This window comes from Paraburkholderia fungorum (genome assembly GCF_003610895.1).
Classification (GTDB): Bacteria; Pseudomonadota; Gammaproteobacteria; order Burkholderiales; family Burkholderiaceae; genus Paraburkholderia; species Paraburkholderia fungorum_B.
This window is the reverse complement of record NZ_MCAS01000004.1, coordinates 46,770-61,774: the sequence shown is the minus strand read 5'-3', so window position 1 is coordinate 61,774 and position 15,005 is coordinate 46,770. Positions and strand designations below refer to the sequence as shown.

Here is a 15,005-nt window from a genome sequence, read left to right as displayed (position 1 = left end):
TATGAATAGCCAGTGAGCGACCCACCGCCGCCGCTCACTGGCGTATAGAGGTCCGGCCCGGCAGCGACAGGCGGCTGCCTACTCCGTTGAAAAGACGATCGCCGCAGCGTCACCGACTTGTGTAAAGCTGCGGACAAATCGATAGACCTGGCCGCCGATCTGCAACTGATTGGCCCCCGAAGAGGTCGACTCAAGCATGTCGTTCGCGAGCAATGTTGCGATCGTGCCTATCTGCTTCAGGTCTTCAGGCAGACCGGAGGGGTCGCCCAGATACACCGTACAGGCGCCGTCCGTATGTCGCATCATCACGATGCTCGTTGCGCTATCGAGGGCCCGCTCCAAATACCCGGCGAGTGTTTCCAGCGATTCCGCTTTGTGCCCAGGACCGCCCGCTAATCCGTTGCCATCTGTCACTTTGACCTCCCGCAGCCGTCTTCTGTGTATTCACACTTGCCATCATGACATAGCAAATGTGTCAGGAACCGGGACGGTACGTGCACTTGGCAAGCCAAACCACACATGCTCCATTAATCCTCGTCTTCAGACAGCAGCTTCTCGAGCGGCATTGTCTGCTTGACGAAGGGTGACCGAATCACGATATAACTGAAATATTTCTCGATGCCGATATTGCGGTCAACCAGCTTTTCGATGACTTCCTGGTAGTGCCCGATGTTCTTGACGATGGACTTCAGCAAGTAGTCGTATCCGCCGCTCACCAGGTGGCACTCCGTAATCTCATCGAAGTCCCGCAGATTTGCTTCGAAGCGCGTGAAGTCTTCGCGCCGGTGGTCATGCAGCATGATTTCGGTGAACACGGTCACCGTGCTGGTCAGCCTGGACAAGTTCAATTGCGCGCCGTAGCCCGAGATGATTCCCGCTGCTTCGAGGCGCTTCACACGTTGCAGACAAGGACTGGCGGACAACCCAACGGCACCAGCCAGGTTGGTGTTCGTTATGTTGCCGTTCTTCTGCAGTTCGGCAAGGATTTTGATGTCGGTCCGGTCAAGCTTTTGTCGCATATCGTGCTTGTTCGAATTGGCGGGTGTGTCAATCGAAGGCGGCCTTGCTATCAGCGAGCCAGGTCCTCGTGGTGCGCCTTGACCAGTTGAGCCATGCTCGTGAACCTGTAATCAACGGATGGTTCGACCAGATACTTCACGTTTGCGCCGGACCCACGCTGTTCATAGCGGCGCTGAATCCAGCACGAACGAAGTTGCAATGCGCTCGCAGGCTCATGATCGTGGTAGACGCTATCCGCGACGTGCAGTGTATCGCTCTTCTCAATGCCCATCGACGATAGCGTTGAGAACAGGTACTCGAAGACGTTTCGCGATGGTTTGTATGAACCGACATCCTCCGCCGTCACGACTGCGTCGAAGTCGACAGCCAGCTTCTCGTTCGTCGTCCTGAAGCTGCGGTTGTCCACATTGGATACGACGATCAGCTTGAAATACTTCTTCAGATATTGCAGCGTGCTGGCCGAGTCTGGAAACGCCGGCCAATCGCCTATCGACGCGCCGTAGGCAACGGCTTCATCCCAGCAGTAGCGCGCGCCCCACTCCTCGGCAAGCCGCTTGAAGACCACCTGAAGCAGTCTGTCATAGGGCATGGCTGGCGTCAGTTTCTGCTGATACGACTCGTGACGTGCGTGTGCTTCAAGGATTTCATCACGCGTGAGAGGTTCAGTGGCCCGGGACACCAACGCCGACAGACCCGATGCGATACCCGACTCCCAGTCAATCAGCGTCCCGTAGCAGTCAAATGTGAGTGCCTTGAAGTCAGTCAAAGCCACAGCGCCCCCTATGTTCCAGTCGCTTGAAATCAATCCCGTCCTGCAGCAACGGTCTCGTCCGCACCGTGAACCTCGGCACGGCCGCGTCGACGATGCGAACGAGACAACATTGTCTTACTGCTTCGCCAGTGCTTCCCGGTGCGCCTTCGCGAGATCCGCCATGCTGTTGAAGCGGAAGTCGATATTCGGCTGCGCGCCCGGGTTCATCGTCGCGCCGAAGCCAGGCTGCGAGTACCGGCGATAAATCCAGCACGACGCCAAACCGAACTCGTTCGCGGGCTTGTGGTCATGAAAGAGGCTTTCGGCGGTGTGCAGAATCTTTTCCTTCCTGATGCCACGCTCACCGAGCTTCTCGAGCATGTACTCAAAGTTGCGCGGCGACGGCTTGTAGGAGCCGACGTCTTCAGCCGTGATAATAGCGTCGAACTCAACGTTCAGCCGGGCGTTGCTGTACGTGAAACTTTCATTGTCGATGTTCGACAGGATGACCAGCTTGTAGTGTTTCTTCAGGTACTGCAGCGCTTCTGCCGAATCCGCGAATGCCGGCCAGTTCCGCACCGAGCGACCGTACGCCACACACTCCTCGTGCGTGAACGGCAGGCCCCACTCTTCGGCCAGTCGCTTGTAGACGATGGGCAACAGCTCCTGATAGCGCTTTGCCGGCGTGTACTTCTGTTGCGACGACTCGTGACGGGCATGGGCTCCCAGAACCTGGTCCCGCGTAAGCGGCGTCTTCGCGCGCTCGAGCAGGTGCTTCAGCCCTTCGAAGATGCCGCTCTCCCAGTCAATCAGGGTGCCATAGCAGTCGAAAGTCAGTGTGTCGAAATCGGTCAATTCCACGGTCGCTCCTCACAGATGTCCAGATGGAGACCTTAGTGTATTGAGCACGTGCGGCAGCCAGAACTTTAATCTCATGGCCGAACGGCAGTTTTCACCGTTACGGTCCGATTCCGCGGCAGGTTCTGCTGCAACGTGCGGAGCGGTTATGCTCCTGCGCCTCTTGCGGAGATTTCACCCAATCTGGGTGCCACGCAGGATAACCAGATGATTTCCCATCAGCTCTCCGCCCACATCACCTCCTGCCACGGTTCGCCCCGAGCTTATAACTTAATTATCCTAATTGATAAGTTCCGGCGTTCGCATGAGCCATTAGAGCTCGCGTCATCAGGAACGAACAACGAATCGACGCCTTTCGCCGTTAGTCCCCAAACGGATTGCCGGTGTCTTTCACTTCGGTATTGAGGTTGTATTCCGCACGCACGGCCTTAAGCACGCCCTCGATGTCTCGCTCGAAGCCGACCGCATTGCCGAAGTGAGTCATGCTCCAGTTGCAGCCGGTCTTGTCAGCCTCTTGCAACTGCGGCCGCGGCACACGGATCTTCACACCATCCTCGACGATTTCCTGCAGTCGATGGATTCGCCGGTTGACCTCCTGCTGGAGCTGCGAAGCATTGAGCGTCTTGCGTATCATCCAGATCTCTCCTTCCGGTTGCTCAAGCCAGTCTAGCCCACCCAGATTCGCCCGGCCAATCACTCATGCTTTCAAGAGTGCCGCAGACTCTGTTGTGCGCCGCAATACAAATAAAAAAAAGGCGTCACGTTTCCGTGACGCCTTGAAAAGTTCTAGCCATTCCGAGGGCCGTGCTAGAACCTGAGAGACGGTATTCGAAAGTTGGACGGACGCGCGATTTAGTGCGCTGGACTCGAAGCTCGAGACAGACAACTACGTGGACTGTTACGGGGGGCTATTCAAGACTCTCGACCAGACACTCCGTGACCCACGGTTGGTTCAGAAATTCAAAAATATAGAACCTGAAACCGTCTTTCGAAATGAGATTCCATTTTTTATGGTTATGCTGACTAAGTCAAGCAAAATCTAAAGAGGCTTCATTCGCTGCGGCAAAATATTCCGATACAATGAATCTTCAGATGAAAAATGGGTGTGTATGCCCCATTTTGGGGCTTCGACGCGGCCTTTGCACAACGCATACCGATAGGCGCGCGAACAGAAAACTGAAATATAGTTCCATAAAAATGACATGAACCGACCCACGCCCTCCCGAAATGCCGGAGTCCAAGCCAAAGACAAGGACGGCTCGGGCGACGAAGTCACTGCGTTAGCACGCGGCCTGACCGTGCTCCGGTCGATCGCCGCCGCCGACGCGCCGCTCAGCAACCGCGAGCTGGCCGAACTGACGGGCATTCCGAAACCCACGGTCTCGCGGATTACCGCCACACTCGTCAGTGCAGGCTTTCTGTTCCGCTTGCCAGAGAGCGAGCGATTCGTGCTGACTTCGTCAGTACTGGAGTTGAGCAATGGTTTTCTGCGCAACTTCGACATCCGGGCCCGCGCCCGCCCCTTCCTCATCGAACTCGCCGAACGCACCGCATTGTCCGTTCATCTGGCCGTACGCGACCGCCTCGACATGGTGGTGATCGACGCGATCCGGCCGCGTTCGGCGGTGCTGGTATCGCGTCTCGAAATCGGTTCGCGCATGAGCCTTACCCGCACCGCGGTGGGCCGTGCCTATTTGTCGGCGCTCGCCGAACCGGAACGGGAAAAATTATTGATCGGCCTGCAGGCCGCCGAGGGCGACGATTGGGCCCATATCAGCGGCCGCCTGACAAGCGCGTTGCGGGAAACCGCCGAGCAAGGCTTCGCGATCGCCACGGGCGAATGGTACAACGGCCTGAACGCCATCGCCCTGGGATTCATCGGCCCCTCGGGCGAGCGCTATGCGGTCAATTGCGGCGGCTCGGCGGATCAGTGCCCGCGCGATTGGCTCATATCGCGCGCAGCGCCGGCGCTGCTCGAGTGCATCAGCAAGATCGTTCTCGAGATCGGCGGCACACCTGGGCGCCGTCTGGACAACTGAAATATGCGAAGGATCGCCGCGGCGGCCACGGCATTTGCAAGGCGATCCTCCGCGCGCACTGTAACTTTCGTAATCAATAGAAAAATAGACGGGTGGACTGTTACAGCACCCGCAACGTAGGATCACGCATTCCCGTCGCGGGCCGCGCGCCTGGCTTGCCGCTATCGCTCTTTCGATAACGGCCCGCCGGCCTGTCATGATGGCGCACCGCCGCATTGCGTTAACATCTTTGTCCCGCGCCTCGGGTAGCATCGCGCTGAACATTTGTGGCGCGTCCGCTGTCGAAACCGCCTGCCATGCCGCCTGCGTGCCGGCCCTCCAAGCTGTCGAAGCGGCGCAATCGCACGAGCAGCTCACATCAAAGCCAGTCACCTGACCGAACCGATGGACGAACAACAAAAGTTTTCGGAAACCACACGCCCAGCCGCTCCGGCTCCTCAACCCGGCTCTCACCCGTCCGCCCCCGGCAAGCCTGCCGGCGGTCCCGGCCCCAAGCCGGTCCCGGCGAAGAGTCATCGCGGCCGCAATATCGCGCTGCTCGTGGCGGCGCTGGTTATCCTCGGGGTGGTGTTGTGGCGCTGGCATCCGTGGGGCGCGCCCGGCGGCGCGAACGCGGCGGGCGGTGCGAGTGGCGGCCGTGCTGGCCGCGGCGGCCCCGCCAGCTTCGCAAGCATGCCGCAGCCTGTTCACGTCGCGACGGCCAGACAGGGTGAGATGCCGGTCGTACTGACCGCGCTCGGCACGGTCACACCGCTTGCCAACGTCACCGTGCTGCCGCAGTTGAGCGGCATGCTGCAGGACGTGTATTTCAAGGAAGGCCAGATGGTCAAGAAGGGCGATGTGCTCGCCCAGATCGACCCGCGCCCCTATCAGATCTCGCTGGAAAACGCGCAAGGTACGCTCGCGCGCGACCAGGCGCTGCTGCAAACCGCCCGCCTCGACCTGAAGCGCTATCAGACGCTGCTCGCGCAAGACTCGATCGCCAGCCAGCAAGTCGATACGCAAGCCTCGCTCGTGCGGCAGTATGAAGGCACGGTGAAGTCCGACCAGGCGAACATCGATACCTACAAGCTCGACCTCGTCTATGCGCGCATCACCGCGCCGGTATCGGGGCGCGTCGGCTTGCGCCAGGTCGATCCGGGCAACTACGTGACGCCGGGCCTGACCAACGGCATCGTCGTGATTACGCAGTTGCAGCCGATCAGCGTGATCTTCACGACGTCTGAAGACAACTTGCAGCAGATCATCCAGCAAACCCAAACCGGCGCGAAGCTCTCGGTCACCGCGTACGACCGCAGCAACACCACGTCGCTCGAAGGCGGTTCGCTCGAAACGCTGGACAACCAGATCGACACCACCACCGGCACGGTCAAGCTGCGCGCGATCTTCCAGAACGACAAGAACCTGCTGTTCCCGAATCAGTTCGTGAACACCCGCCTGCTCGTGGATACGATCAAGGACGCGGTGATCGTGCCGACGCCGGCCGTGCTGAACGGCTCGATGGGCCCGTTCGTGTACGTCGTGAAGCCGGACAACACGGTCACGGTGCGCGCGGTCAAGGTCGGTCCGGTGGATGGCGAGCGCACCAGCATCAAATCCGGCCTCGAGGTCGGCGAGCGCGTCGTGATCGACGGTTCGGACCGGCTGAAGGAAGGCGCGAAGATCACGATTCCGGCCGACAAGCCGCGCGGTGCTTCAGGCGCGAGCGGTGCGAGCGGCGCGGCCGCCGCTTCGGGCGCGTCCGGCGCACGTGGGCATCGTCGCAAACACGCGGCGCAAGCCTCGGAATAAAGGCACGGCGACTACTGCATGAATCCATCCCGCGCCTTTATTCTGCGCCCCGTCGGCACCGCGCTGCTGATGGCGGCAATCATGCTGGTCGGTCTCGTCGCGCTGCGCTTTTTACCGCTCTCCGCGCTGCCCGAGGTCGACTATCCGACGATCCAGGTGCAGACGTTCTATCCCGGCGCGAGCCCGGACGTGATGACTTCCTCGGTCACCGCGCCGCTTGAACGCCAGTTCGGGCAGATGCCGTCGTTGAATCAGATGTCGTCGCAAAGCTCGGCCGGCTCGTCGATCATCACGCTGCAGTTCAGCCTCGATCTGCCGCTCGATATCGCCGAGCAGGAAGTCCAGGCGGCAATCAACGCCGCAGGCAACCTGCTGCCGTCCGACCTGCCCGCGCCGCCGATCTACGCGAAGGTCAATCCCGCCGACGCGCCGATCATCACGCTCGCGATCACCTCGAAGACGATGCCGCTCACGCAGGTGCAGGATCTGGCCGACACGCGTCTCGCGCAGAAGATTTCGCAGGTGGCGGGCGTGGGTCTCGTGAGCCTGTCAGGCGGTCAACGCCCGGCCGTGCGGATTCAGGCGAATCCACGCGCGCTTGCCGCATACGGCCTGAATCTGGACGACTTGCGCACCACGATTTCGAACCTGAACGTCAACACACCGAAGGGCAACTTCGACGGCCCGACGCGCAACTACACCATCAACGCGAACGATCAACTGACCGACGCCGACGCCTACAAGAGCGCCGTGGTCGCCTATAAGAACGGCCGCCCGGTCATGCTGACGGACGTCGCCAACATCGTGCAGGGCGCGGAGAACACCAAGCTCGGCGCATGGGTCGACAACACGCCGGCGATCATCCTGAACGTGCAACGCCAGCCGGGCGCGAACGTGATCCAGGTGGTCGACAGCATCAAGGCGCTGCTGCCGCAACTGCAACAGTCGCTGCCCGCCGCGCTCGAAGTTGAAATCGTCACCGACCGGACCACGACGATCCGCGCTTCCGTGCGCGACGTGCAGTTCGAATTGCTGATGTCGGTAGTGCTGGTGGTGCTGGTGATGTACCTGTTCCTCGCCAACATTTACGCCACCATCATTCCGAGTCTGTCGGTACCGCTCTCGCTGATCGGCACGCTCGCGGTGATGTACCTGTGCGGTTTCTCGCTGGATAACCTGTCGCTGATGGCGCTGACCATCGCGACCGGTTTCGTGGTCGACGATGCCATCGTGATGATCGAGAACATCGCGCGCTATGTCGAAGATGGCGAGTCTCCGCTGGAGGCCGCGCTGAAGGGTTCGAAGCAGATCGGCTTCACGATCATTTCGCTGACGGTTTCGCTGATCGCCGTGCTGATCCCGCTGCTCTTCATGGGCGACGTGGTCGGGCGCCTGTTCCACGAATTCGCCATTACGCTCGCCGTGACGATCGTGATTTCGGCCGTCGTCTCGCTGACGCTCGTGCCGATGATGTGCGCGAAGCTCCTGCGCCACACACCGCCGCCTGAAAGCCACCGTTTCGAAGCCAAGGCCCACCAGTTTATCGACTGGGTGATCGCCCGCTACGCGGTCGCGCTGACCTGGGTGCTCAACCGGCAGCGCTCCACCCTGTTTGTCGCGTTGCTCACGCTGGTGCTGACCGGCGTGCTGTACGTGTTCATTCCAAAAGGCTTCTTCCCGGTCCAGGACACCGGCGTGATCCAGGCGATCACGCAGGCCCCGCAATCGGTGTCGTATGCGTCGATGGCCGAGCGTCAGCAGGAACTCGCCGCGCAGATCCTGAAGAATCCGGACGTGGAAAGCCTCACGTCGTTCATCGGCGTGGACGGCAGCAACATCACGTTGAACAGCGGCCGCATGCTGATCAACCTGAAGCCGCGCGACGACCGCAGCAATACCGCGAGCGACGTGATCCGCCAGTTGCAGCAGGACGTCGCGCATATTCCGGGCGCCGCGCTGTACATGCAGCCGGTGCAGGATCTGACGATCGACTCCACGGTCAGCCCGACGCAGTACCAGTTCATGCTGACCGACCCGAACATCAGCGAATTCACGACCTGGGTGCCGAAGCTGATCGACCGGCTCAAGCAGTCGCCCGAACTGGCGGATGTGGCCACCGACTTGCAGGACAACGGCCAGTCGGTCTACATCGAAATCGACCGCGCCACCGCGTCGCGTTACGGCATCACGCCTGCTACCGTGGACAGCGCGCTGTACGACGCCTTCGGTCAGCGCATCATCTCGACCATCTTCACGCAATCGAACCAGTACCGCGTGATTCTGGAAGCGCAGCCGTCCATGCAGCACTACACGGAATCGCTGAACTCGATCTACCTGCCCTCTTCCACCTCGACGGGCGGCCAGGTGCCGTTATCGTCGATTGCGAAGTTCATCGAGAAGCCCGCGCCGCTGCTGGTCACGCACCTGAGCCAGTTCCCGGCCACGACCGTGTCGTTCAACCTCGCGCCGGGTTCGTCGCTCGGGGCGGCGGTAAAAGCAATCGCCCAGGCGGAGAAGGATATCGGCTTGCCGCCCTCGTTCCAGACGCGCTTCCAGGGCGCGGCGCTCGCGTTCCAGGCGTCGTTGTCGAATGAGCTGTTCCTGATCCTGGCGGCGATCGTCACGATGTATATCGTGCTCGGCGTGCTGTACGAAAGCTTCATTCACCCGATCACGATTCTGTCGACGCTGCCCTCGGCTGGCGTGGGTGCACTGCTCGCGCTGCTGATCACCGGGCACGATCTGGACATCATCGGCATCATCGGGATCGTGCTGCTGATCGGTATCGTGAAGAAGAACGCCATCATGATGATCGACTTCGCGCTCTACGCCGAGCGCGAGGAAGGCAAGTCGCCGCGCGAAGCCATCTATCAGGCCTGTCTGCTGCGCTTCCGGCCGATCCTGATGACCACGCTCGCCGCCCTGCTAGGCGCCCTGCCGCTGATGCTCGGCACCGGCGCGGGCTCGGAGTTGCGCCGTCCGCTCGGTATCGCGATTGCCGGCGGTTTGATCGTCAGCCAGTTGCTCACGCTGTTTACCACGCCGGTGATCTATCTCGGCTTCGACTCGCTTGCGCGCCGTGTGCGTGAGCGCTTCAATCGCGGCAAACCGGTGCCGCCCGTCACCGATGCAGGGACTTAAGCGATGAACCTGTCGCGTCCGTTTATCTCCCGTCCGGTCGCCACCACGCTGTTGGCGATCGGCATCGCCATGGCGGGGATTTTTGCGTTCACCAAACTGCCCGTGGCGCCGCTGCCGCAGGTCGACTTTCCGACTATTTCCGTGCAGGCCACCTTGCCGGGCGCGAGCCCGGACACGGTGGCGACCAGTGTCGCCAGTCCGCTTGAACGGCATCTCGGCTCGATCGCCGACGTCACCGAAATGACCTCGCAGAGCTCGGTCGGCTCGACGCGCATTACGCTGCAGTTCGGCCTGAATCGCGACATCGACGGCGCCGCCCGCGACGTGCAAGCGGCCATCAACGCCGCGCGCGCCGATCTGCCGGCGAGCCTGCGCAGCAATCCGACGTATCACAAGGTGAATCCGGCCGACGCGCCGATCCTGATTCTGGCGCTCACGTCGAAAACGCTGACCGCCGGCCAGTTGTACGACTCGGCGGCCACTGTGTTGCAGCAGTCGCTGTCGCAGGTGGACGGCGTCGGCGAAGTGGACGTGAGCGGCTCGGCCAATCCGGCGGTGCGTGTCGAGCTTGAGCCTCACGCCCTGTCCCACTACGGTATCGGCCTCGAAGACGTGCGCGCGGCGCTTGCCGCGGCCAACGCGAACAGCCCGAAAGGCTCGATCGAGTTCGGCCCGAACCGCGTGCAGATCTACACCAACGACCAGGCGAGCAAGGCCTCGCAGTATAAGGATCTGATCATCGCCTACCGGAATGGCGCGGCGGTCAAGCTGTCCGATGTGGCCGAGGTGGTCGATTCGGTCGAGGATCTGCGCAACCTGGGTCTCTTCAACGGCAAGCGTTCGGTGCTGGTGATTCTGTACCGCCAGCCCGGCGCCAACATCATCGACACCATCGACCGCGTGATGGGCATGCTGCCGCAGTTGCACGCGTCGCTGCCCGCCGACGTCGACATCGCGCCGGCCTCCGACCGTTCCACGACCATCCGCGCGTCGCTGAAAGACACCGAGCGCACGCTGATGATCGCGGTGGCGCTGGTGGTGATGGTGGTGTTCCTGTTCCTGCGCAACTGGCGCGCCACTCTGATTCCGAGCGTGGCCGTGCCGATCTCGATCATCGGCACGTTCGGCGCGATGTACCTGCTGGGCTTCTCGATCGACAATCTGTCGCTCATGGCCTTGACGATCGCGACCGGTTTCGTGGTCGACGACGCCATCGTGGTGCTGGAGAACATCTCACGGCATATAGAAAACGGCGTGCCGCGCATGAAGGCCGCTTTCCTCGGCGCGCGCGAAGTCGGCTTCACGGTGCTGTCTATCAGTATCTCGCTCGTCGCCGTGTTCCTGCCGATTCTGCTGATGGGCGGCATTGTCGGGCGGCTGTTCCGTGAATTCGCGCTGACGCTGTCGCTTGCGATCGGCGTGTCGCTGATCGTCTCGCTCACCTTGACGCCGATGATGTGTTCGCGCCTGCTGCGCGAGCCGCACGAGAAGGAGGAAGAAGGCCGCTTCGGGCGCTGGCTCGAACGTGGCTTCAGCGCGATGCATCGCGGCTACGAGCGCACGCTCGGCTGGGCGCTGCTGCATCCGCGCCTGATCGTGACGGTGCTGATCGCGACCATCGGCCTGAACATCTGGCTGTACATCATCGTGCCGAAGGGCTTCTTTCCGCAGCAGGACACGGGCCGCCTGATCGGCGGCATCCAGGCCGACCAGAGCACGTCGTTCCAGGCGATGAAGGGCAAGTTTTCGGAGATGATGGAGATCGTCGGCAAGAATCCGGCGGTGGACAGCGTGGCCGGCTTCACCGGCGGCCGGCAGACCAACTCCGGTTTCATGTTCGTGTCGCTCAAGCCGAAGAGTGAACGCAAGCTATCCGCCGACGAGGTGATCCAGCAACTGCGCGCCCCGCTCGGCGATGTCGCCGGCGCGCGGACCTTCCTGCAGGCGGTGCAGGACATTCGCGTCGGCGGGCGGCAATCGAACGCGCAGTATCAGTTCACGCTACTGGCCGATTCGACGCCTGATCTGTACAAGTGGGGACCGAAACTCACGGAGGCACTGCAGGCGCGCCCCGAACTCGCGGACGTGAATTCCGACCAGCAGCAAGGCGGACTCGAGGCGATGGTGACGATCGACCGCGCAACCGCCGCGCGCCTCGGCATCAAGCCGGCGCAGATCGACAACACCTTGTATGATGCGTTCGGCCAGCGCCAGGTGTCGACGATCTACAACCCGCTGAACCAGTACCACGTGGTGATGGAAGTCGCGCCCAAGTACTGGCAGAGCCCGGACATCCTGAATCAGATTTACGTCAGCACCTCAGGCGGCAGCGCGAGCGGTGCGCAGACCACCAATGCGCCGGCCGGCACGGTGACTGCGCAGACAACCTCGAGCGCGACAACCGGCGGCACGGCGGGCACGACTGCTTCGAGCGCGGCAAGCATCGCTGCCGATTCCGCGCGCAACCAGGCGATCAATTCGATTGCGGCGAGCGGCAAGTCGAGTGCTTCGTCGGGCGCGGCGGTATCGACCGCGAAGGAAACGATGGTGCCGTTGTCGGCGATCGCTAGCTTCGGCCCGGGGAATACGCCGTTGTCGGTGAATCACCAGAGCCAGTTCGTGGCTTCGACGATTTCGTTCAATCTGCCGCCGGGCGTGTCTTTATCGACTGCGACGCAGGCGATTTACGACACGATGGCGCAGATCGGCATGCCGGGGACGATACATGGCAGTTTCCAGGGCACGGCTCAGGCGTTTCAGCAGTCGATGTCCGACCAGCCGATTCTGATTCTGGCCGCGTTGGCGGCCGTGTATATCGTGCTGGGGATGCTGTACGAGAGTTATATCCATCCGCTGACGATTTTGTCCACGCTGCCCTCTGCGGGCGTGGGGGCGTTGCTGGCCTTGTTGCTGTTCAGGACTGAGTTCAGCATCATCGCGCTGATTGGGGTGATCTTGCTGATCGGCATTGTGAAGAAGAACGCCATCATGATGGTGGACTTTGCGATTGAGGCCTCCCGGCAGGGATTGTCGTCGCGGGATGCGATTTATCAGGCGTGCATGCTGCGGTTCCGGCCGATCATGATGACGACTTGCGCGGCGCTGCTTGGGGCGTTGCCGCTGGCCTTCGGGAGCGGAGAAGGAGCGGAGCTGCGGGCGCCGTTGGGGATTGCTATTGTGGGTGGGTTGATTGTTAGTCAGATGTTGACGCTGTATACCACGCCGGTGGTGTATCTCTATATGGATCGGATTCGAGTTAGATGGGAGGCGAGGAAGGCTCGCCGGGCCGGGATGGCGGCAGGTTGATGTTTTTTTGCCTGCGCGGCGCTTTGGGTGTTTGCCTATGGGGTTGGCCTTTTCTTGTTATGGCTTCCTCTTTGGCCTTTCCTTGATTTCTTAATGGTCTATTCTGTCTGTGCGGCTGCAGCGTTGGCCTTTCCTTGAATTGTTATTGGTCTATTAGCGTTGCCCCTGTGCGGGGCGGCACTCACTTCTCTTTGCCTGCCGCAAAGAGAAGTAAGCAAGAGAAAGCGGCTCAAACCGCCAGCTCTTAAGCGGGTCCCCCGCGCAGCCACGGTAGTGGTGCATCTGGAATCTGTGCCCTCGCACACTCCACGCAAGTGACAAAGCGCTCATCAGCTCCCACTCCGCACTGCGTGCGTCGCGGACGGGTTTGCCCGGGAAACCAGGGGCTTCGGTTGGGTTTGGTGGGGCCATCGGCTTCGCCTCGGCGAGGTGCTTTCGCTCTCATTGGCAAACCCCCACTTCAAATCAAACAGCGATGCGTTGCATTCACGGCACGGCTGCAGTCGTGCCAGCGACTGCGATACAACGACGAATCAGGGAACGGGGCAAACCGTGGGAGCGAACGCGTGGCGGGTAGTTTTATGAAGGACCGTTCGGCGCGCGCAGCGCCGCCGGAAGTATGACGCCCTTGTCACTAACGCGGAGTGTGCGAGAACACAGATTCCAGATGCACCACTACCGTGGCTGTGCGGGGGACCCACTTATGCGCTAGCGGGGTGAGCCGCTTTCTTTGCTTATCTTTCTTTGCGGCGGCAAAGAAAGTAAGTGCCGCCCCGCACAGGGGCAACGCTAATAGACCACTAACAAAACAAGGAAAGGCCAAAGAGGCCAGAGCAACGAAAGGCCAAAACCATAAAACCACAGACAGAACAGACCACTAACAAATCAAGGAAAGGCCAAAGCAGCCAGAAAAAGCCCCCACGCCGCAGGCAAAAAAAACCTCAAAGCCTCTGCTCAACAGCAAGCAAAAAAACCCGCCTCCACTGCTTAGCCTGCCGCTCGCCCAGCATGGGCAAAACCCAAACCTGATGCCTTGCATCTTTAACCGTCAAAGCAACCTGCCACTGAGCATCATGGCCTTGCACCTCAGCGCCGAGCAGATCGGCAAAGATATACGCCCCATGCTCGCCGCCAAGGCGAATCTCACATAGCCGCTTCCCGGCGGCAAGCCGGACCGTTCCCCAGGTCCCTTTAAGCTCATGAGTCCAATCGCCGTCGCGAATATTAGGAGCGACCTCCTTCCGACGCCGCCACCAACGAACAACCGCGGCAATCAAAAGCAAACCAACAAGCACAGCAACACCAACAGCAACGGCCAGACCCCAAGCCGCCTGCAAGGCATAAAACGCTCGCACAGCACCATACACCAGCGCGATCAGCGCAATAAACGCAACAAGAATCGGCATCGCTTGCTCGTCAGACAAAAAAATCAGCCTAGCACGGCGCAGCCCCAAACCTGATGGCAAAAAACCATTGCGAAAAATGCGCCGCCGCGCAAAGCCCAGGCGTGATGGGCTTACTTATGCGCCGCCGCCCAATCCTTCACCGCCTTCAGCGTGTTCTCGACATGCTTCTCCGGCGACAGGCTCGTGTACTCGTAAATGATCTTGCCGTCCGGCGCGATCACGTATGAGACGCGATTGGCCATCGAGTTATGCATCGGCAGGCCGGCGTCGTAGGCGCCGATCACCTTCGCGTCGGCATCGGCCGCCACCGGGAATTTGCTGCGGCATTCGCTTACCGAAAACTTCGTCAACGTGTCGATGTTGTCGTGCGACACGCCAATCACCGACGCGCCGTACTTCTTGTACTCGTCAACAGCCTCGGCAAACTCATGGGCTTCGATCGTGCAGCCTTTCGTGAAAGCCGCCGGATAGAAGTACAGCACCACCGGCCCCTTCTTCAACTCGTCGGCCAGCGAATACGTATAGGTGTTGCCGCCGAGCGATGCCTGTGCGGTAAACGCTGGCGCGGTATCGCCCGGTTTGAGCGTGGCCGAGGCCGTCAGCGAATGCAGCGCGAATCCGACCGACAAGACAGCGGCGAGCGCCGCCGGTATAAGTTTCCTGTTCATCTGCAGTCCCTCGAAGCGTTAATAC

At 60.9% G+C, this 15,005-nt stretch carries 11 protein-coding genes; 4 read left to right on the top strand and 7 right to left on the bottom strand.

From position 1 onward, the window contains the following. Positions 1-78: 78 nt before the first annotated feature. The 5 genes from BCY88_RS05400 to BCY88_RS05380 form a co-directional block, all read right to left on the bottom strand. On the bottom strand, positions 79-414 hold the full coding sequence (locus BCY88_RS05400) for a hypothetical protein (RefSeq protein WP_120343276.1): 336 nt from the start codon (positions 412-414) through the stop codon (positions 79-81). Between the two features lie 113 nt (positions 415-527). After that, positions 528-1,019, bottom strand: coding sequence for an Lrp/AsnC family transcriptional regulator (locus BCY88_RS05395; protein ID WP_120343275.1), 492 nt, complete (start codon positions 1,017-1,019; stop codon positions 528-530). A 50-nt stretch (positions 1,020-1,069) separates the two neighbouring features. Further along, positions 1,070-1,792 carry a haloacid dehalogenase type II gene (locus BCY88_RS05390; protein ID WP_120343274.1) on the bottom strand — a complete coding sequence of 241 codons (723 nt, stop codon included), beginning with the start codon at positions 1,790-1,792 and terminating at the stop codon, positions 1,070-1,072. A 114-nt stretch (positions 1,793-1,906) separates the two neighbouring features. Further along, positions 1,907-2,632 carry a haloacid dehalogenase type II gene (locus tag BCY88_RS05385; protein ID WP_120343273.1) on the bottom strand — a complete coding sequence of 242 codons (726 nt, stop codon included), beginning with the start codon at positions 2,630-2,632 and terminating at the stop codon, positions 1,907-1,909. 358 nt (positions 2,633-2,990) lie between these two features. Continuing rightward, a complete protein-coding gene (locus BCY88_RS05380) occupies positions 2,991-3,263 on the bottom strand; it encodes a hypothetical protein (protein ID WP_120343272.1) in 273 nt (90 codons plus the stop codon). 568 nt (positions 3,264-3,831) lie between these two features. On the opposite strand from BCY88_RS05380, the gene BCY88_RS05375 reads away from it, so the two are divergent. From BCY88_RS05375 to BCY88_RS05360, 4 genes are all read left to right on the top strand, one after another. Then, positions 3,832-4,668 (top strand): IclR family transcriptional regulator, encoded by an 837-nt coding sequence (locus BCY88_RS05375; RefSeq protein WP_120343271.1) that lies wholly within the window; start codon positions 3,832-3,834, stop codon positions 4,666-4,668. A 384-nt stretch (positions 4,669-5,052) separates the two neighbouring features. After that, entirely contained in the window at positions 5,053-6,459 is a 1,407-nt protein-coding gene (locus BCY88_RS05370) for an MdtA/MuxA family multidrug efflux RND transporter periplasmic adaptor subunit (RefSeq protein WP_120343270.1), read from the top strand. A gap of 18 nt (positions 6,460-6,477) precedes the next feature. Beyond that, positions 6,478-9,600, top strand: coding sequence for an MdtB/MuxB family multidrug efflux RND transporter permease subunit (locus BCY88_RS05365; protein ID WP_120343269.1), 3,123 nt, complete (start codon positions 6,478-6,480; stop codon positions 9,598-9,600). Positions 9,601-9,603: 3 nt separating this feature from the next. Beyond that, the gene (locus tag BCY88_RS05360; protein WP_120343268.1) at positions 9,604-12,906 is read left to right on the top strand and encodes an efflux RND transporter permease subunit; all 3,303 of its coding nucleotides are present in this window, start codon (positions 9,604-9,606) and stop codon (positions 12,904-12,906) included. Between the two features lie 941 nt (positions 12,907-13,847). Here BCY88_RS05360 and BCY88_RS05355 read toward each other — a convergent pair. Both BCY88_RS05355 and BCY88_RS05350 read right to left on the bottom strand, forming a co-directional pair. Further along, positions 13,848-14,312 (bottom strand): hypothetical protein, encoded by a 465-nt coding sequence (locus BCY88_RS05355; RefSeq protein WP_120343267.1) that lies wholly within the window; start codon positions 14,310-14,312, stop codon positions 13,848-13,850. A gap of 110 nt (positions 14,313-14,422) precedes the next feature. Then, positions 14,423-14,980, bottom strand: coding sequence for a peroxiredoxin (locus BCY88_RS05350; protein ID WP_120343266.1), 558 nt, complete (start codon positions 14,978-14,980; stop codon positions 14,423-14,425). Positions 14,981-15,005: the final 25 nt, after the last annotated feature.